This window comes from Enterococcus sp. DIV0712, from assembly GCF_050554855.1.
GTDB lineage: Bacteria > Bacillota > Bacilli > Lactobacillales > Enterococcaceae > Enterococcus > Enterococcus faecalis.
Genome location: NZ_CP187333.1, coordinates 90,712 through 110,591, shown reverse-complemented (window position 1 = coordinate 110,591; position 19,880 = coordinate 90,712). Strand labels below are relative to the sequence as shown.

18 protein-coding genes are annotated in these 19,880 nt (G+C 38.2%); 3 read left to right on the top strand and 15 right to left on the bottom strand.

Annotated features, from left to right (window positions below; translation table 11 throughout):
• Positions 1 to 8: 8 nt before the first annotated feature.
• The 5 genes from IGL42_RS00460 to IGL42_RS00440 all read right to left on the bottom strand — a co-directional run bounded on the left by IGL42_RS00460 (position 9) and on the right by IGL42_RS00440 (position 4,847).
• Positions 9 to 701, bottom strand: a complete 693-nt coding sequence (locus IGL42_RS00460; RefSeq protein ID WP_002363490.1) for a Crp/Fnr family transcriptional regulator — start codon at positions 699 to 701, stop codon at positions 9 to 11.
• A 24-nt stretch (positions 702 to 725) separates the two neighbouring features.
• The gene (gene arcC / locus IGL42_RS00455; protein ID WP_010710969.1) at positions 726 to 1,658 is read right to left on the bottom strand and encodes a carbamate kinase; all 933 of its coding nucleotides are present in this window, start codon (positions 1,656 to 1,658) and stop codon (positions 726 to 728) included.
• A gap of 105 nt (positions 1,659 to 1,763) precedes the next feature.
• Positions 1,764 to 2,786, bottom strand: a complete 1,023-nt coding sequence (gene argF, locus IGL42_RS00450) for an ornithine carbamoyltransferase (protein WP_160747730.1) — start codon at positions 2,784 to 2,786, stop codon at positions 1,764 to 1,766.
• Between the two features lie 25 nt (positions 2,787 to 2,811).
• Complete coding sequence (gene arcA / locus IGL42_RS00445) at positions 2,812 to 4,038, bottom strand: arginine deiminase (RefSeq protein ID WP_002356129.1); 1,227 nt, start codon at positions 4,036 to 4,038, stop codon at positions 2,812 to 2,814.
• Between the two features lie 296 nt (positions 4,039 to 4,334).
• Positions 4,335 to 4,847, bottom strand: coding sequence for an arginine repressor (locus IGL42_RS00440; protein ID WP_016615126.1), 513 nt, complete (start codon positions 4,845 to 4,847; stop codon positions 4,335 to 4,337).
• 218 nt (positions 4,848 to 5,065) lie between these two features.
• On the opposite strand from IGL42_RS00440, the gene IGL42_RS00435 reads away from it, so the two are divergent.
• Together IGL42_RS00435 and IGL42_RS00430 are read left to right on the top strand one after the other, a co-directional pair.
• On the top strand, positions 5,066 to 5,545 hold the full coding sequence (locus IGL42_RS00435; protein WP_002356125.1) for an arginine repressor: 480 nt from the start codon (positions 5,066 to 5,068) through the stop codon (positions 5,543 to 5,545).
• A 130-nt stretch (positions 5,546 to 5,675) separates the two neighbouring features.
• Positions 5,676 to 6,626 carry an alpha/beta hydrolase gene (locus tag IGL42_RS00430; RefSeq protein WP_025191914.1) on the top strand — a complete coding sequence of 317 codons (951 nt, stop codon included), beginning with the start codon at positions 5,676 to 5,678 and terminating at the stop codon, positions 6,624 to 6,626.
• A 36-nt stretch (positions 6,627 to 6,662) separates the two neighbouring features.
• On the opposite strand, the gene serS is transcribed toward IGL42_RS00430, so the two are convergent.
• Genes serS through IGL42_RS00410 form a run of 4 tightly spaced genes read right to left on the bottom strand, consistent with a single transcriptional unit; the run spans position 6,663 to position 10,657 of the window.
• The gene (serS, locus tag IGL42_RS00425) at positions 6,663 to 7,934 is read right to left on the bottom strand and encodes a serine--tRNA ligase (RefSeq protein WP_002356123.1); all 1,272 of its coding nucleotides are present in this window, start codon (positions 7,932 to 7,934) and stop codon (positions 6,663 to 6,665) included.
• Positions 7,935 to 7,960: 26 nt separating this feature from the next.
• Complete coding sequence (gene sdaAA, locus IGL42_RS00420; RefSeq protein ID WP_002356122.1) at positions 7,961 to 8,854, bottom strand: L-serine ammonia-lyase, iron-sulfur-dependent, subunit alpha; 894 nt, start codon at positions 8,852 to 8,854, stop codon at positions 7,961 to 7,963.
• A 14-nt stretch (positions 8,855 to 8,868) separates the two neighbouring features.
• Positions 8,869 to 9,564 (bottom strand): L-serine ammonia-lyase, iron-sulfur-dependent subunit beta, encoded by a 696-nt coding sequence (gene sdaAB / locus IGL42_RS00415; protein ID WP_002387470.1) that lies wholly within the window; start codon positions 9,562 to 9,564, stop codon positions 8,869 to 8,871.
• Positions 9,551 to 10,657 (bottom strand): PTS sugar transporter subunit IIC, encoded by a 1,107-nt coding sequence (locus IGL42_RS00410; RefSeq protein ID WP_002383466.1) that lies wholly within the window; start codon positions 10,655 to 10,657, stop codon positions 9,551 to 9,553. Before IGL42_RS00410 ends, sdaAB begins: the two co-directional genes overlap by 14 nt.
• A gap of 316 nt (positions 10,658 to 10,973) precedes the next feature.
• On the opposite strand from IGL42_RS00410, the gene IGL42_RS00405 reads away from it, so the two are divergent.
• A complete protein-coding gene (locus tag IGL42_RS00405) occupies positions 10,974 to 11,594 on the top strand; it encodes a helix-turn-helix transcriptional regulator (protein ID WP_002383467.1) in 621 nt (206 codons plus the stop codon).
• A 58-nt stretch (positions 11,595 to 11,652) separates the two neighbouring features.
• Here IGL42_RS00405 and IGL42_RS00400 read toward each other — a convergent pair whose 3' ends face one another.
• The 6 genes from IGL42_RS00400 to IGL42_RS00375 form a co-directional block, all read right to left on the bottom strand.
• Positions 11,653 to 12,438, bottom strand: a complete 786-nt coding sequence (locus IGL42_RS00400; protein WP_002356118.1) for a lipoprotein — start codon at positions 12,436 to 12,438, stop codon at positions 11,653 to 11,655.
• Positions 12,439 to 12,593: 155 nt separating this feature from the next.
• Complete coding sequence (locus tag IGL42_RS00395) at positions 12,594 to 13,355, bottom strand: formate/nitrite transporter family protein (protein WP_002389593.1); 762 nt, start codon at positions 13,353 to 13,355, stop codon at positions 12,594 to 12,596.
• Between the two features lie 176 nt (positions 13,356 to 13,531).
• Complete coding sequence (locus IGL42_RS00390) at positions 13,532 to 16,708, bottom strand: glycosyl hydrolase family 28-related protein (RefSeq protein WP_164546524.1); 3,177 nt, start codon at positions 16,706 to 16,708, stop codon at positions 13,532 to 13,534.
• Positions 16,705 to 16,944, bottom strand: a complete 240-nt coding sequence (locus IGL42_RS00385; protein WP_002356115.1) for a hypothetical protein — start codon at positions 16,942 to 16,944, stop codon at positions 16,705 to 16,707. Before IGL42_RS00385 ends, IGL42_RS00390 begins: the two co-directional genes overlap by 4 nt.
• 344 nt (positions 16,945 to 17,288) lie before the next feature.
• Positions 17,289 to 18,794, bottom strand: a complete 1,506-nt coding sequence (locus tag IGL42_RS00380) for a helix-turn-helix domain-containing protein (RefSeq protein WP_002356114.1) — start codon at positions 18,792 to 18,794, stop codon at positions 17,289 to 17,291.
• Between the two features lie 81 nt (positions 18,795 to 18,875).
• Positions 18,876 to 19,790, bottom strand: coding sequence for a diacylglycerol/lipid kinase family protein (locus IGL42_RS00375; protein WP_010710964.1), 915 nt, complete (start codon positions 19,788 to 19,790; stop codon positions 18,876 to 18,878).
• Positions 19,791 to 19,880: the final 90 nt, after the last annotated feature.

Below are 19,880 nucleotides of genomic sequence, written 5' to 3'. Positions count from 1 at the left end.
CTCTATGATTAATTACTCAATCGATCAATAAAGAATGGCGTATCTAGAAAAGTTAAGAATTTATGACTGTAGCTAATACGGTTCATTTGGACTAATTTTTTCATAACACTGCTTGCTGTTTCCCGCGTAGTTCCACTCATCCGTGCAATGTCATTAATGGTAATTGGACAAGCAATTGCAACGCGCTCTCTGTTGTCAATTCGTTCTCCTAAATCATTTAATAACATCGCCAGTGATGTCACAATCCGTTCACATGCATCATTGGTTGTTCCTTTTTGGATTTTGATCATGCTTTCTTTTAAAAGGACCGATTGTTCTTGAATCCAATGAATCAATTGCTGGGGATTATTTTGGAGAAAACGCTCAAACAGTTTAACTGGCACAAACACAACCTCAATATCCGTATAGGCAATCGCGGAGTCGTAATGAACCTCATCTTGAAACAGTCCGATTCTCGGAAAAAGAGCCTGCTTTTTCATAAAATGCAGATAGGAAAAATTACCACTGCGATCATTTTTTTCAATTTTAATGACACCTGAAACCAGTAAAATCAAATGATTTCTCGGATCACCTGGATAAAAAAGGACTTGGCCTTTTTTATAGGAGCGAACGAAACTCTCGTTGCGCAATTCTGTTAGTTCTGATTCAGAAAAGTATTGAAAATCTTGATTATTTTTAGTGATTATTTTCTCTATCATCATCTTAATTCTCCTAAATACTATACTTTATTTTGTCACAACCGTTCCTACGATTTCATCGCCGCTCATACTTCCTAAGTTTTCCAAAGAAGTGATAATTGCTTGTTTATTGGGATGGCTTTCTACAAACTGAATGGCGGCTTCAATTTTCGGTAACATACTACCTGGTGCAAAATGACCCGCTTGTTTGTATTCTTCCAACTCTGCTACAGTGACATTGGTTAATTGTTTTTCATCTGGTTTGCCATAATTAATGTACACATAATCCACGCCAGTTAAAATAACTAGTGCATCCGCATCCACTAATTCTGCTAGTTTTTCAGAAGCAAAATCTTTATCGATTACTGCTTCGACACCTTTTAATTCTTGTCCTACGACAGGGATGCCGCCACCACCACATGAAATGGTAATTATATCATTTTTTATTAAGGTATTAATAGTCTCAGCCTCGTGGATGTCAATTGGCTTAGGACTTGGAACGACTTTGCGCCAGCCACGTCCTGCATCTTCTTTAAAAATAGCACCTGCTTGCATTGCTTCTTTGGCTTCAGCTTCTGTTAAAAATGGACCGATCGGTTTTGTTGGATTTTTGAATGCCTCATCTGCTGGATCTACGACCACCTGTGTTAAAACAGTAGCCACTTGTTTCTTGATTCCTGCTTTGTTTAATTCTTGATTAAGCGCATTGGACAACCAGTAGCCGATACTTCCTTGTGTCATAGCAACACACGTATCTAGCGGCATCGCTGGATTTTTTTCAGAATCAGCTGCTTGTTGTTGCAATAATAGATTACCGACTTGTGGACCATTGCCATGTGAAACAATCAACCGATGCCCTTGTTTAATTAAATGAACTAAATAGGCAGATGTTTGAACTAATGCTTGCTGTTGTGCATGTGCGCTAGCATCATTTGAAAGGATGGCATTTCCGCCTAGTGCAACGACCATTTTTTTCCCCATTACAAATCCTTCTTTCCTATCATAATAAAGAATAGGCCGCCCTTCAAAAGAAACTCTTAAAGGGCGAAACAACTATTCTTTTTTCAATGTTTTTTCAGTTGCTTCCTACACACGAGGAATGAATAAGTTGCCTAAAGTAGCTGCCATGATTGCTTTAATGGAATGCATTCTGTTTTCTGCTTCTTCAAATTGACGACCATATTTACTGCGGAAGACTTCATCCGTGATTTCCATTTCAGTAATGCCGAATTTTTCAGCAACCATTTCTCCGTATTGTGTTTTCGTATCATGAAAGGCTGGCAAACAGTGTAATACGATTAAATCGCCATCCATGTTTTCGGTTTTTTCTAACATAGCCATATTAATTTGATAAGGTTTCAACAGATTGACACGTTCTTCAAATTTATCTTCTTCACCCATGGACACCCAAACGTCTGTATATAACACGTTGGCTCCTTTAACACCTTTAGCAACGTCGTCTGTAATCATTAATTCTGCACCAGATTCTTTCGCAAATTCTTTTGCATAATTAACGACTTCATCAGAAGGGAACAATTCTTTTGGTGCACAAATGCGAACATTTACGCCTAAAATAGCACCTGTCACTAACAAGCTGTTTGCCATGTTGTTACGGCCATCGCCGACATATACTAAAGTGATTCCTTCTAAACGACCAAAGTTTTCTTTCACTGTCATAAAGTCCGCAATCATTTGTGTTGGATGCCATTGATCCGTTAAACCATTCCAAACAGGAACACCAGAATATTTCGCTAAATCTTCCACTACTTCTTGACTAAACCCACGGAACTCAATCCCGTCAAACATACTACCTAAAACAATCGCTGTATCTTCAACAGATTCTTTTTTACCTAATTGAATATCGTTGGCGCCTAGATACTCAGGATGTGCCCCTAAATCAATCGCTGCTGTCGTAAACGCAGAGCGTGTCCGTGTCGAAGTTTTTTCAAATAAAAGAGCGATATTTTTTCCTTCTAAATAGTGATGTGGAATCCCTTTTTTCTTCAATTCTTTTAAGTGAATACTGAAGTCTACCAAATACTCTAATTCTGCTCTTGTAAAATCTTTTTCTGCTAATAAACTACGTCCTTGAAATACTGAATTCATGATGATTCCTCCTATTTTTGGGTGTTTTTTAAAGATCTTCACGGTAAAGTGGCATACTCATACAACGAGGGCCACCACGGCCACGTACTAGTTCACTTCCTGGAATGTAATTCAATTTCACGCCTGCTTCTTCTAGCGCTTTATTCGTAATCGTATTCCGATCGTAAACAACAACTTCCCCAGGGGCAATTGCTAATGTATTTGAACCGTCGTTCCATTGTTCACGGGCTGCTGCTGTTAAATTTCCAGCGCCGCAACGGATTAGTTGAACATTGTCTAAATGCAAGTATTTGCATAAAATGTTATCTAATGTATCTTTTTCTTTTGTAATTTGGATGTCTCCATCTGCTTTTTCAGTGATCGAGTAAACAACCAAGCCGCCTTCGATTTCTGGATGAATCGTAAATTTATCATAGTCAATCATGGTAAAAACGGTATCTAAATGCATGAATTTACGATGTTCACCGATATCAAAAGCCAAGATATTTTTGAATCCTAATTTTTGTTCAAAAATATTTCTCGCAATTTTTTCAATTGACGCGGCGTCCGTTCTTTGAGAAATCCCAATGGCCACCACTTCTTTTGAAAGAATTAATTCATCGCCACCTTCAATTCTGGTTGATTCTGAACGATCATAGACTCTAGGAACCTCTTTTCCAGCAAAACGAGGATGATAATCAAAAATGTATTGCCCAAAAATGGTTTCCCGTTGTCGAGTTACTGAATACATATGATTTAAAGAAATCCCGTGGCCCATTGTCGCAAAGTTATCACGTGTGAAGTATAAGTTAGGCATTGGATCAATAATGAATGGATAATCCGCTTCAACCATATCTGTTAAAAATTCTTGCTCATATTTAGGTAATTCTTGTTTTTGAATGCCAGCAATCGCTTTTTGAATAAGTTCTTCGTTGTCGTCAATTTCTAACATTAACTCTCTAACTTTTTCTTTTGCTGATTCACTGCGAATATTGGCTTCTTCTAAGAATTGGTCAATAAATTGTCGGCGGACCTCTTCATTAATCAACGCTTCAGCAGCTAAGTCCTCTAAATAGACCACTTCGATATCTTTTGATCGTAACAACTCTGCAAATGCATCATGTTCTGCTTGTGCTTTTTCTAAAAACGGAATATCATCAAACAACAGTCTCTCCAGATAATCTGGCATTAAATTTTCTAATTCCTTACCTGGACGATGTAACATCACTGTTTTCAATTTCCCGATTTCAGAAAATACATTAATTGGATGACTCATGTGAAATAACCTCCTCAACTTAATTACAAACACAGAATAACAGACCTGATTAACCTAGGACGTGAGCCATTTGCCAAACAAAATACCAAATATACAACGGTATTCTTTCTTATGCATATTTCCAGCCTAAAAGAATGCGCTTTCATAGATATTCTAAAAAAATAATGCATAATTAAATAAAAAAAAATGCATTTATTCAAAAAAAATTATTTCTCCATACACTTCATAAAGTTATAATCTTATAGAGATAAAAGGAAGGGAGCCAGAAGTCAAAACGACTTCTGGCTCCCTTCCTTTTATGCGTTACTTTTTGACAAAAGTGTTGGCTGAATAAATTGTTGAAAATACTGCTCTAGTTCTTGTGCTTTTTCCTCGGATGATGAAACAATAATAACAGTGTCAAAGCCAGCGACAGAACATTTCTTTTCACACAAAGACACTTCATCAAGTACAGCTGAAAACAATGTTGCGTTGTCTGGTAATGTATGAACCACTAGTAAAAAGGCGACACGTTCAACTTTGGTCACTACCTCACGAATTGCTTGTATCAACTGTTCTTTTTTTCGTTCTTCTAAAGAAGTGAATTGTTCAAAAATCGTTAACCGCATCTCGCCAGACTCATCCAATGCTTTGACGACTTTTAATTCCCATAAATCCCGTGAAATCGTTGCTTGTGCGACATTTATCTCGCGCTTTTTTAATTCTCTTAACAACTCATTTTGACTATGAATTACAGTTGTTTGAATGATTTTTTTAATCAAACTTTGGCGTGTTTGCTTATTCACAAATAACACCCTTCCTACAGACATTTACAAAGCAATACTAGCAGAATCTCTCTAATTAGAATAGAAAAAGGGTCGTTTAGCTAAAAGGTTCTCATTGATTTTGTCGGATATTTCGCATTTAAAAAAGTGAGACTTGCACAATTTAGTAAAACGTTGTACAGTGATTTTAGGGAATTACTGGCACCGTTTTAAATAACAGCAATGATGTTTTTTTGCATGATTAACTGAACTGGAGGAAAGTAATGAACCGATTAAAACGCCAAACGATGATTAAGCGATTGGTCACAGAAAATGAAATCCATACACAAAGTGAATTACTAGCATTATTGGAAAAAGAAAATATTCACACCACACAAGCAACTATTTCTCGTGACATTCGTGAGCTGAATTTAAACAAAGTAGACAATGGTCAAGGAGAAGCCTATTATCGTATCTTGAATAATTCTGCCCTTCGTCCAAAATATAAAACAGATGAAGAACGTCTTGTTGACATTATTATTGAAACTGGTGTTTCTTTAACACAAATAGAGTTCACAAATCTTTTAACCGTCTTACCTGGCAACGGGCAAGCCATTGGGGTTTTAATTGATCGCATACGTATCCACAACCCTCATATCTTGGGCTGCATCGCTGGGGATGATACCATCTTAATTCTTTCAAAAAATAAAGAAGATGCCCTTGAAGTTAACAACTATTTCCAGCAGTATTTGTACCACCCATAATTCATCACTTAGTAAAATCGACTATTTTTTGACATCATTGCTATTTTTATTAAAGATAAATAAAAAAAGGCGTCTCAGTGAAAGCTGAGGCGTTTTCTCATGAGTTTTTCTTTTGAACACCGTCTTTTTTTTGTATAATAATCAAAAAGCAAAGAAAGGGTTTCTTATGACTGAACAATTCATACTCACTTCAAACGATCAACAAACTCAGCTCAATGTACGTCATTGGCCCTGCCCTTCACCCAAAGCCGTAGTTCAATTGATTCACGGCATGGCAGAGCATATCCAACGTTATGATGAATTTGCTCGTTTTTTAAATCAATTAGGGTTTGCCGTAATTGGTCATGATCATCTAGGTCATGGCGAATCTGTACAACCAAACGCACCGATCTATGGTTTTTTTGGAGAACAAGGGCCTGAAAATGTCGTTACAGATATTCATCAAGTGAAACAATGGGCTGTGAATCGCTATCCACAATTGCCCTATTTTATGATGGGTCACAGCATGGGGTCTTTCGCCTTGCGGAACTATCTGCAAGACTATCCTGTGACTGTGCAAGGAGTCATTTTCATGGGCACTGGAACAAGTCCGTTACCTTTAACCGCAGCATTGCCTTTTATTAAAAAAATGGCCGAGAAACAGCCGAAAAAACCAGCTCCGTTCATTGATAAGCTGGCATTTGGTTCTTTTAGCAAAAAATTTCCTGAAGCAAGTTCCTTTAATTGGCTTTCTAAAAATCAAGCCAATGTCGCTGACTATGAAAATGACCCATTAATGGGCTTCGTATTTACCAATAATGGTTTTGCTACCCTTTTTTCGCTTGTTAAACGAGCCAATCAAAGGAATTGGTACCAAGCGATCCCAAAAGAATTGCCTATTTTAATCATTAGTGGCGCTGAAGACCCAGTTGGTGATTTCAGCAAGGGGCCAGCGAAAATTCAAAAGCAATTAAAGCATGCAGGTTTTCAGCACGTGACGTTACGACTATTTCCCACATTGCGTCATGAAATTTTATTAGAAACGGAAAAAGCTACAGTTTTTCAAGAAATTGGGCATTGGTTAACGGATTTAACGAATTAAAAAAGAAGGTTGATGTTGTGACATCAACCTTCTTTTTTAATCTATTTTCGTTAAACCACCCATATAAGGACGTAGAACTTCTGGAATCGTTACGGTACCATCTTCATTTTGATAATTTTCCAAAATGGCAGCCACTGTTCGACCAACAGCAAGTCCTGATCCATTAAGAGTATGGGCATATTGAACATGACCCGTTTTATCACGATAACGAATCAACGCCCGACGTGCTTGGAAGTCTTCACAGTTTGAACAAGAACTAATTTCTCGATACGTTTTCTGTGCCGGAATCCAAACTTCTAAATCATAGGTTTTCGCTGCCGAGAAGCCCATGTCACCTGTCGAAAGAGTAATCACTCGATAAGGGAGGCCCAATTTTTCTAAAATGTCTCCAGCATTGTTGGTCATTTTTTCTAATTCTTCATAGGAGTGTTCTGCATCACTAAATTTAACCATTTCTACTTTATGGAACTGGTGTAAACGAATTAATCCTCGGGTATCACGACCTGCACTACCCGCTTCCGAGCGAAAAGAAGGACTTAAAGCAGTGAAATAAATCGGTAACTCTTGCGCATCTAAAATTTCATTATTATAGTAGTTAGTTAATGGGACTTCCGCTGTGGGGATCAGCGTCAAATCACTTTCTGCAACTTGGAAGACATCTTCTTTGAACTTAGGAAACTGACCAGTGCCAAACATTGCTTTGCTATTGACCAAATAAGGAGGAATCACCTCGGTATAACCATGTTCATTAACATGTTGATCTAACATAAAATTATAGACCGCTCGTTCTAAACGAGCCCCTAAGCCTTTGTAATAAAGAAAACGGCTACCAGATACTTTCGCGCCTCTTTCAAAATCTAAAATTCCTAAGGCTTCACCGATTTCCCAATGTGGTTTCGGTTCAAATGAAAAAGTTTTCGGCGTACTCCACCGCCGAACTTCTACGTTGGCGGCTTCGTCTGCGCCAACAGGTACGCTCTCATGAGGTAAGTTAGGCAGACGTTCTGCAATTGCTGTGCATTGTTCTTGCAAATGAACAACTTCTTGGTCTAAAACTTTAATTTGCTCGCTAACTTCTTGCATATTTAGTAATTGTTGTGAAGCATCTTTTTGTGCACGCTTTAATTGTGCAATTTCTCCTGATACCTGATTACGGTGTTTTTTCAGTTCTTCAACTTTAACAAGTAACGCTCTCCGTTCTTCATCTAAAGCCAAAAAGCGTAATAAAACTTCCTCGTCCACACCACGTGTTTTTAACTTTTTCTGTACCACTTCTACATTTTGGCGAATTTTTTTCATATCCAGCATCTTATTTCCCTCTTCATGATTAAATTTTAAACAATGGTGAATTTTACTTTTTCAAAAATCTCATTCTTCATTCGTTGGCCAGTCGCTGTGCCAGCTAAGCCACCTAAACCCGTTTCTCTCAATTCTCGTGGTAATTGACGGCCGACTTTATTCATGGCTTCCACCACTTCATCTGCTGGTATTTTATTTACAATTCCAGCTAAAGCCATATCTGCAGCGATTAACGCATTGCCTGCACCTACTGTATTTCGTTTGACACAAGGAATTTCGACTAACCCAGCCACTGGGTCACAAACTAAACCTAATAAATTCCCTAAAGCCATAGCAAAAGCTTCAGAAGATTGGCGTGGTGTTCCGCCAGCCGCTTCAACAGCTGCAGCGGCGGCCATCGCTGAAGCACTGCCTACTTCGGCTTGACATCCACCAACAGCACCAGCAATCATCGCATTGTTGGCTGTGACCATCCCAAATAAAGAACTGGTAAACAAGAAACGAATTTGTTGATCACGCGTTAAATTCAAGGTATTTTTAATCGCTGTTAAAACCCCTGGTAAGGTGCCACTTGCACCAGCAGTTGGCGTTGCGCAAACAACGCCCATTGCTGCATTGACTTCATTAGTACCTAGTGCGGCTTGAACTGCAGACATCATTAAATCACCTGATAACGTTTTGCCAGCTGCGCGGTATTTTTTTAAACGCGCTGCATCACCGCCCGTTAAACCAGTAGGAGAAAAAACGCCTGCTCCTTCTTGCGAGCGTTTGACAGCAGCATCCATGACATCCAAATTTTGACCCATCTGTGTCCAAATTTCTTCATAGCTTTTTTGGCTACGTTCCATTTCTTGCTCAATCATTAAATCAGAGATTTTTTTTCCTGTTTTTTCAGCTTTATCGATAAATTCTTCAATCGAAAGATACATATGTCAAACTCCTATCATAATAAGATTATTTTCGATGTGTCATCTAGTGAAAACAGTTGTTCTTTCACCGAGGAAATTGGTGCCGAATCTAAGTCAAAGATGAATAAAATTTGATTCCCTTCCACATAACGAGACACCGCATTCACTTGAATATTATTTTTTTGTAACGTATCTTTAAAAGCTTGCATCGCCTGCTCTTCTTGATTAATGACTAACAAAATAGGTAAAGGACCATGTAGTTGGACATTGAAACCGTCTAATTCAATGTATTTCACCTCGATAGTGCCGCCACCTACAGAAATTCCTGTTAAATGAATTTCGTGCGTTGCATCACTGAGTGTCACACATGCTGTATTAGCATGCTTCACTGGACTTTCTTCACTCATTTCTAAAAATTGAATCTCGATTCCTTGTTCTTCCGCAAGTTCAATGGATTGTGTTACGTTGGCATCATCTGCTGCTAGTCCAAGAATTCCGCCAATAATTGCAAAATCAGTTCCATGTCCTTTATGCGTGTCTGCAAAAGATTCATAGTATTTAATCACAATTTTTTCTGGCGTTCCGCCGAATAACTTTCTTGCCGCTAAGCCAATCGCTAAGGCCCCAGCTGTATGCGAACTAGAAGGACCAATCATAATAGGACCGATAATGTCAAAACAACTTTTGTAGTTCATTACTTTGTTCACTTTTTTAGGTTTATTGATGGCCATAGCTGTGTTCATACGTAACTCCTCCTTTGGTTTTTACTGCTTCTTTTTCTTTTTCACTGGTTACTTCCGTCGTTCCTTCAAATTCTGGTGTATTATCCACCGCTTCAATTCTGTAACGTTTAAAGACCAGCGCACCTAAAAATCCAAACATCAGACTGACCACTGTGATAATCGCTACTGCTAGTAAAGTCGTTTGAATGGCATTGTTACCTAATGTCACAAGTAAACCAGCCCACGGCGTTGCCATTCCTGTCACAGGTACTTTTAAGCCAAAGAAAGTCACTACAATACCACTAACCATTCCTGAAAATAAATTCGTTGCGTAAATAGGAATTGGATTGGAGCTGATGATATCGACTTGTGTTAATGGCTCAATTGCCACAGCTAACGGGGTTGAAGCTGTGCCTAGTTTTAACTTTTTAAATAGCGCCGCATTGACAATGGAACTGCCGTAACAAGTCAACGCACCGACAGCCATTGGTACACCAGTCAAACCAATCAAGGCAGTTAAAACCATTGAACTTAACGGTGTCATACCAACAATCGGGATAATAGCACCTAAAATTGCGCCCATCACATATGGATTGCCATCTACTGCACTTAAAATCGTGCCCCCAATAACTTCTAGGACACCTAATACAACGGGTTGAATAAAACCAGCAACTAACGAAGCAGCGACTGGAATGACTAAAATAACGACTAATAAGTCAATCCCTTCTGGAATACGTTTTTGCATCTGCTCAACAACAAAAGATAAAAGATATGCGGTAATAAAGGCTGGTAACAAGCTGACTTTAATCAATGACAGACCTAAAATAATTGAAAAAACTGGACTAATCCCGAAAGCGAGCGGCACAAGAGCTCCAGCTGCTAAACCACCTAGACTACCCATAGTTTCACCAATTTGCGACACATAATCTAAATGAAAAACGCCGCCTACTGCATACCGCAAAAACGCCTCTGGTAGAAAGGTGGCACAAGCTGCACCAGACAAAGCACTTAAAGATTTTTTCCCTCGCGGTGCTTTAAAAGAGAATAGGGACATGCCACATAAAACTAAGACTAACATCAAGATTCCTGATAACGTTTTCATTTCTTTGCCTCCAACTATATTTTTTTATAACGGATGGTACTCCTGAATAAAATTTTTATTGCTCAACAAGTGAAAGAATGAACGAGCATTCCGATGAACTAAAGTACAATGAGTAACAAAAATTTCATTCCACATTCAGAGTATACGACTAAACAAAAGTTTAGTCAATGTATTTTTTTAACGTAAAGAATCTTATTGCTTTTCCATTAAAAAAGTATTACACTAAAATTAATTTCAGTGTAGGGGAGGATATCACTTGGAGTCATATTTACGTTTAAGTGAAGTAGATAAACAAATCTTACATTCACATGCCTTAATGCTTGATGGATTAGGGAACTTCTTTGGTAGTACCCATGAAGTCATTCTTCATAGTTTAGAAAATTTGGAAAGTTCAGCTATCAAAGTCATCAATGGCCATTTCAGTAACCGCAAGGAAGGTGCCCCCATTACTGATATGGCGTTAAAAATGTTAAGTCAAGTAGAGTCGGAACATGATTACGCTGTGAAACCCTACTACAATAAAAATCAAAAAGGGGTTATTTTAAAATCTTCCACCATTCCAGTTATCGGTGAAAATGATCGTATTATTGGATTGATCTGTATCAATATGCATTTAGAAATGCCATTAATTGATTACTTGCAAGACTTATTACCTTCAGGACAACAAAATGATATGTCCCAAGAGCTTAAAAATTCTGAACATTTTTCTGACAATATTGACGAATTAATCACTACTTCACTGACAAAAGTAAAACAAGCAGTAGAAAGCGATCCAAATGTATCACATTTGAATCAAAATAAAGAAATTGTTATTCGTTTATATGATCAAGGAATTTTTAATCTCAAAGATTCTGTCATAAAGATTGCCGATCGATTAGGTATTTCAAAAAATACCATCTATTTACATATCCGCAATCATAAAAAAGAAGAAGCTTAAAACATCAAAGCCACCAACGCTAACTAGCGTTGGTGGCTTTGATCACTTCTCTTCTATTTTAATTTGGTAAATCAAACAAGTAAGGTGTCCCTATTTCTCCATTTAACGTAACGTCTAAGCGATTTTTTGTGCCGGGAACTAAATTACTGGCTGTGAAATTTCCTTGGGCATCCGCAGTAAAACTTGCTAAAATCACCCGCGCATCATCTGCACGTGACACTAAAATAGTTGCATTCGGTGCTGTTTTACCAGAAATTGTCCCTTGTTTCGGATCAATCGTAATATTGCTAAAAGAAAGCGCTGCTTCTTGTCCTGAACTTGGAATATCAATTTGGACAGGTGCACTATTCCGTTGATCAACGGTTGCGATTAATTGAGTAGTCGCTCCCGCTCTGGGACTAATTACTGTAAAATTGCCATTGGCATCCGCATAAAAAACACCTGCTTGTGCAGAAGCATCACCGACTACCGTTGCTGTAATGGTTGCATTAGGTAATGTAGTACCATTAATTTCATTTCTTTCAGGATTGAAAACAACATTGGTAATTGTAATGTTTGTATCAGGTGCTTGGTTTTGAGGGACTTCATTCGTTTCATCAGTTCCTGCAGAAGGCTGCGTGGCATTTTCTGACGGATTTTCCCCTGTCACATTAGAATTTTGACCCGTGACAGACGAATGACTACTTTTCATTTCTTGTTGGCTAGAGGATTTCTGCGTGGCTTTCTTTGTTTCTTGCTTTGGCTTAGAATCATTTGTGCTTGCTGTTTTTTTGTTTCCACATCCTGCTAGACTTAAAGACAATACACTGAACGTTAACATACTGAACAAAGCAATTTTTTTCATTTTTCGTTACCTCCAGAAATCTTTTTGTAACATTAATGTAACATTGTTTTAAAAATCTAGCAATAATTTTTCAACCGTTTTCCTTTTTGTTTAAAAAGAAAAAACCTGCACAAAGGCATTTAGCCTTTGTGTAGGTTTTTATCTGCTAAATGGATTTAATGTTTGCGATAGCTTAAATAGTAAAAGCCAGAAACAAAAATGGCACCACCAATGATATTACCTAAATAAACAAAAATAAAATTACGGAAAAAGTCTCCCCACTGAACGCCGCCTTCAAAAATTGCGGCTGGAATGATGAATGCATTCGCCACACTATGCTGAAAGCCAATTGCAACAAAAATCATTACTGGAAACCAGATGCCTAATAGTTTCCCCGCTGCATCTTTCGCACCATAACAAAGCCATAAGGCCAGACCTACGAACCAGTTACAGCCAATACCTGAAATAATTGCTTGAAGCCAAGTTGCTGCAACTTTATGTTCTGCAAGAGAAAGAACCTGATTTAAATAGGCGCCGCTACTGGTTAAACCTAAATAATGACCAAAAAAATAGGCAACAAATAGGGCGCCAACCATATTTGCCAATGTAATTGTGACCCAGTTCACGAGTAATTCTCTGAAAGAGACCTTTTTAGCAAACCAAGCCGTACTCACTGCCATCATATTTCCTGTGATTAACTCACCACCAGCCATTAAAATAACAATTAGACCAATTGGGAAAACCGCAGCTCCCACTAAAGCTTGAACACTGGCTAAATCTGCTGGAATAGAGGCGGAAACACGCACATAAGCCAAATAGCCGAGGGAAATCATAGCCCCGCCGATAAATCCTAAAATGAGTTTTGCTACCAAAGGCTTTTGAATTTTTTTCTGACCATTTTCAATACTAATACTTAAAATTTCATCTGGTGTATACAAACATTTCACTTCCTTTGTTTTTTGTCCTCCTTTACTTTACCCTTATATCACAGAAATTCAAGTACTTTTGTGTATTTTTTCACTAAAAACCGTAGTTCTTTTAATTTTATATGAAAACATCCTGAAACAAGTCCTATTTCTTGTTTCAGGATGTTTACTTATCCGTTTTTAAAGAGTTATCTTTTCACTTTAAAACAATAGGTTGCTATGGCTAACGATAAAAAGCTCAGGCCTAGGAAGCTCCCAACTGCTGAAGATTGTTCCCCTGTTTTGGGGAATTTTTTCTTGGCAATTTTGGTCGTATTATCCGCTTTTTTGACTGTTCCTGACGATTCTTTATTTGTCTGTATCTGTTTAGTTGCTTGGTTTTCTGCTACTGATTCCTTTGTTTGACTAGCCTTGGCAGAGGGCTTTGAATTACTTTGAGCGTCATTAGGATCTTGATTAGACTCTACCGCGTAAATGACAGAATTCTGGCCTTTGTTTTGGCTGCTTTCGTTTACAGTGCTTGGGGTGCTACTCTCACTTGTATTGTTGGTTGCGCTGGTCGTACTTGAAGTACTGCTTTCGCTGGTACTACTGGTTTTACTGGTTGTACTTGGTGTGTTGCTTTCATTTGTATTGCTTGTTTCACTTGAGGTACTACTTTCGCTGGTACTACTGCTTTCGCTGGTTGTGCTTTGCGTGTTGCTTTCACTCGTACTACTGCTCTCACTTGTCGTGCTTGGCGTGCTGCTTTCACTCGTACTACTGCTCTCACTTGTCGTGCTTGGCGTGCTGCTTTCACTCGTACTACTGCTCTCACTTGTCGTGCTTGGCGTGCTGCTTTCGCTGGTACTACTGCTTTCACTGGTTGTGCTTGAGGTGCTGCTTTCGCTGGTACTACTGCTCTCACTTGTCGTGCTTGGCGTGCTGCTTTCGCTGGTACTACTGCTTTCACTTGTCGTGCTTGAGGTACTACTTTCGCTGGTATTACTACTCTCACTTGTCGTGCTTGAGGTGCTGCTTTCGCTGGTATTACTGGTTTCGCTAGTTGTACTTGGCGTGCTGCTTTCGCTGGTATTACTGGTTTCACTTGTCGTGCTTGAGGTGCTGCTTTCGCTTGTGTTACTAGTTGTCTCTGTTGATTTTTCAACTAACAGAAGTAACGCCGTTTTTATGGTTTGTGTTAATTGGTTAATACGCTTTTGTGCATCTGCAGGCGTTTTAAAGCCACCAAGTGTTGGCTCTAATAATTCTTCATCTGACCAAGCAAGCAGTTGTTGTAACTGCTTAGAGCTTCCTTCGCCAGTTGTTGTATCTATTAAGGCTTCTTGCATGGCTTGCCAAGAGTCTGTGGTATATACAGATTCATCTAATTTATGGACGCTTGCAAGTTCAGTTTCTGCTTCTGCACGCTCTAGCGTGATATCGGCTTTTTTGACTAATACTTTCATTGCAGATTGCAAATTACTTGTTAACTGATCCACTTGTTCTTGGGTTTTGTCCTGACTCTCCTGACCTTCTGCTAACAATTGTGCCGCCTGCTGATAATAGGAAGGAACAATCGTTTTAGGCCCAATGGCAGTGAATAGCTGCCAAGAGTAAACTGTATATTGGTTTGCTTCACCAATCGAAGCATAAACGGTTTGTAGCTGGGACAAATCAAGCTTTTTTGCAGGGGCCTCTACCGTCACCGGTACGTTCACTGTTACCAATGACCCTGTTTCATAAGTTAATTGAACAGTCACTTTTTGTTGGCCGATTTCATTTAAGACCTCTGGATTGACGATTTTAGCGGCTGGGACTGCTTCATCCGCGTCATTTGTATTAGCAACCAGTTGCTGCGGATCGATTGATTGTCCTTGCACAATCGTTGTAGCCACAGGGGTTGCTAAAGTATTTCTAACCGGAATTGGCGTATTTTTATATTGCTCATAAAGTGTTGGTGAAATTAACGATTCCCATGTTGCTGGCATTAAGCGATAGTCCGCCTCTGTCCAATTTTCTACCAATAATTGGCCGTTTTTAAGGCCATCATCTCGAGTATTGTCTTTCACAAAACTCGTTTCTGGTCGGAAACCACCGCCACTAGCGATTAACAATTCCCGACGTCGGTTTTGTGGAATATTGTGGTAGTTAACAAACTGATTGTTGATAAATACGCCATTGAACACATTGTTATTTCCTGTATGTCGATTGTATTCCATTCCAATTGCATATTGATTGTTCCAATACTTCCAATCAAAAATGTTATTAGCCACTAACCAGTTAGAGAGTTCTGAGATAGCACCCTCTGCTTGCGTTTCTGCCAAACCAATCTCTGGTGTTCCATACATAATGAGACCTGTATTTCGCAAATAATTATTCATAATCGTAATATTACGGCCTGATTTAAACTTAAATCCGCCAGCTGGACCATTTTGTAGTCCACGTAAGTGATTCCCCACCACCGTGATATTTTGGGCACCACGGAAATAAATCGCATGATCGCCACCTAAGCCGTTTAAGTTTTCATTGTCATAGGGTGAATAGAAAAAATTATGTTGGACAGTTACATCCTTCAACATATTAAAAGAATTAACCCCGGTGGATAGATAATTTTGTTCATTAGGTACTGAAATAGCACCTGCTTCAATGGCTGTTTGTAAACGTGTAATAGTTGCTGCTAAGTCTGAACGACTGGTGCTTTTAATCGCATCTAATTCCGTCACTTTTAACCCAAATAAATTGTCCACGATGTCTACATCTGACATATACTGGAAGCGACTTGGTGTTGAATAACCACCAATGTAAATCGCTCGGTTAAAATCAATCCCTGGCTGCATATGTGCTGTGTCTCGCATGAAAATATTACCTGAAATTTTAACGCCAATATCTGCATTTAAATTGACCACGAATCCTTTTAATGGATTATAAAAGATATTGTTTGCTAGCGTTAATTGATTCGTCAATTTTAAGGTCACATTGATGCCGTCAAAAGCAATATTTTGAAGTCGTACATTGGTTTTCGTCCCGTACGTTGTGTCTGTTAGTTGAATCGGTGTACCTGTAGCATTATGTAAAATAGTGGCTCCTGTTGTATCGCCAATTAATTGATAATTTGAAGAAATCGCAATATCTTTTGACAGAGCATAACTTCCCTGTGGTAAAAATAATGCCCGTCCTTCCTTTGCTGTCTGACTCAGTAATGTCTGTAACTTCTCTGTTTGATCCTCTGTGCTATTAGGTACCATCGCTTGCGCACCAAAAATTGTTGCATCTGTTGCATCAACTGGTTCAGCCGCTTCAGTCACCATTGGTAGACCAACCACCGTCAATAAACCAATTAGAAGAATAAGTATTGTTTTCTTCATGTGTTTTCCTCTTTTCATTCCGTTACTTCCAACGGCTTATTTTGTAAAAGTTGATACAGCGTAATAACACGACTGTCTTCGTATGCATAAATTTTTTTGAATTTTGGATTCATATGTAAGATACTTGTTACCTTTAACAAGTTTTGATTTGTGACTTCTAATTCTAAGGCCTCAACCAACTCCTTTAATCGAACACCGGCACTATTTTCTTCACAACTTAAGATTTCTTCAATTTGTTCCATCCGTTTTTTCATTCTATCCCGCCTTCCTTCCCTTGCTCTTTCTATTATATAGAAAAATTCTTGTGAGAACCCTCAATATTTTTTAACTGACTGTTAAAAAAAGTAGTAGTTCCTTTACTATCAATAGCTAATCATCTATTATTTACGATAAAAAAAGCAAAAAAAGTACCTTTTTGACATAATTTCCAGAAGAATTGACGCAGTATTTATTAAAAAACAACGAGAAAACGTCAATAAGTAGGTGTTGATTACCTACTTATTGACGTTTTCTTCTTGTCTTTTTTTACTTTTTAGAAAAATTTTTTTACAATTTATCGGACATATACCTCAAAAAAGCCCATTTTTTTGATTTTTTATTAAAGTGACGTGGTTCTTTTCTCGTTAATTTTTACTATTTTTTGGTTCAAACGATTATATTGCTCAAACGTTAACTCACTTGAAAGTAAAAAGATCTCTGGATGGCCCGTTTCTACATCTGCCAAAGAAGTCACTAATAGTAAATCAATATTTTGCCATTCTTCTTTGCTTGCTTCACTGTATCGTAAGACTTCCAATGCATAAAACCGACGAAAATTATTTTCAATCGAAAGTTTCACCCGTTCTTCTTCCAGTACTGGCAAGCCTGATTTTAACCCTAAAACAATTTTTTGTTCACGATGAATTAAATCATTAGAAAGCGCCAAAACACTAGAATAACGCAAAGCCAAAAATTCTTTATTTGTAAATAATTCATTGCCTGTTTGTTCGTAAAGTTGATTTAAGCCTTGGCTTAATTCTTCTAAAAGAACTGGATATTTTTCTTTGACTTTATTCCAAAAGACATTATACATTTTCACATTTTGGACATAGTAAAGTTCGGCAAATAAATGTGTAGCAAACAAATAATAAAAAATTTGCGGACGAATTTTCTCCAATTGCGGCGTCATGTGTATTTCTTCTAATAAGAAATGTTGGACTAAATGAGTCAACATGTAAACAGGCGCTTCAGTCTCATCAAAATGCGCTAAAATTGCTTGTGCAGTGGCTTCATCTTGATAAAATTGGTCATTGGCTAACAAGAAAAAGTACACAAAAGTTAAATCGTTTTTGTTAAGGAAAAGGGTTGTAGCTGTCATCTCTTCTATAAAGGCTTGGTAATGTTTATTACCTTCTAAATAAGTTTCTTGCTCGGCTGAAGGTCGATATTCGGCGCCTTGCGCACTCCGGACTTTTGAGATAGCGACCATATATTTAACTCGGCGTGTCACCGTTTCCGCAACTTCTACGTTGAAAAAAGCCATCATTTTTTGGACAGTTTGTGCGACTTCCGTTTCTTGTATATAGTCAAAAGGCCAAGTATCACGGATTAAGTCCATAAAAATAGTGTAAGCAAAATGGCGCAAATACGCTTCATTGCCTTCAATTTTCCAGGTGCTTTTATTAATCACTAACCCCAATGGCGCTAAAATTTCTGTAAACCCTTTGAGCAAGCGCCGAATCGTGGCATCACTGGTATGATACTTTGCTGTCGCTGGCACAATTCCATTAAATCGACCCCAGAATAAATCTTCCATTACTTGATAAGTTAAACTATCCCGAAAAATTGCTGTATAAAGTTTCTGGAATGCTTGACTGGACGCCAAGTTCAAGCGATAGCCATGCCCCTTTTCAAAAGCCAAAGAAGCATCATTATCCACAGCATAATACGTAATGTCATCTTTTAGAAGTTCTACGTATTTTTTGACTGATTTTTTGTTTAATTGTAATTCTTCTGCTAACTCATTGATGTCAATCCAGCCTTCATTAATTGGCAAGTTTCTTAAAATAATAATTTTAGAAACGACATCTGTATCGAATATATCAACATATTCATCCCATTTCACTGTTCACTCAACTGCCTCTCTTCTGTTCTATTGTACACAAAATGAGAAATCTATTCCACGAAAAAATAACAGTTGTTTCTTTTATTCTTTCGTAGATGTGGACGTTTCAGGAACAAACACGTTGAGTCCCCCAGCTTCCACCGTTACTTTAATCGGTAAATCATCGGTAGGGTCGCCATCTGTTCGTGTTTGGACTTTCTTGTCTTTTTCGCCACTAATTTTAAATTGACTCCCAGAGAAATACACGACACCAGGAATTTCATTTAATTGTCCTCTGATAATTTTAGGTAAATAATAGACAAACTTGTAAAAAACTAACTTAGGTAAAATGATAATGTGGACTTCGCCGTCATCTGGCGTGGCATTGGCATCGAAATTGGTAAAGCCGCCAGCAGAATTCGTCATGGTCATCGTTAATAATTGGGCTTTGCCATGCCAACGTCTTTCATCGCCATCAATTTTTAGTTTGTATTTTTTCTTTTTCATTAATAAGCGGAAAAATTGCTTTGTAAAGGCTAAAGGACCATATTTTTGTTTCTCCTGTTGGGTCACATTTGCTGCTGTGTCCGCTAATAGTCCAATTGTTAAGGTCGAAATCATCACATCTTGATTTACCATCCCAAAGTCAACTGGCGTGGTCTGTCCTGCCAAAATGGTCTCAAAGGCGTCTTCTTCTTTCAAAGGAATACTTAACACACGTGCAAAATTATTGACTGTTCCACCTGGAATAATCCCTATTTGATAGTCACGAATGGTGTCTTTAAAATTTTGAACGGCATGATGAATGGTCCCGTCACCACCAATAACGACCAAGACACCCACTTGATTTTCTTGGGCATTTTTCCGCATTTCTTCAGGATCAATGTCTGGATTGGAAGGTTGCAAAATAACCGCTTCCCCTCTCGCTTCTGCAGCTTTTTTAAAGCGTTCTGCAATCTCTTTACTTTCACTACTTCCTGAAGTTTCGTTGTATAAAACCATCATCTTTTTCATCATTCTATCCTCATATCTCTAACTAAATTTCTTGCACATGTAAAGTGTACAATATTTTAGCCAAAATACCTAAAGATAGCATCGAAAAACAAA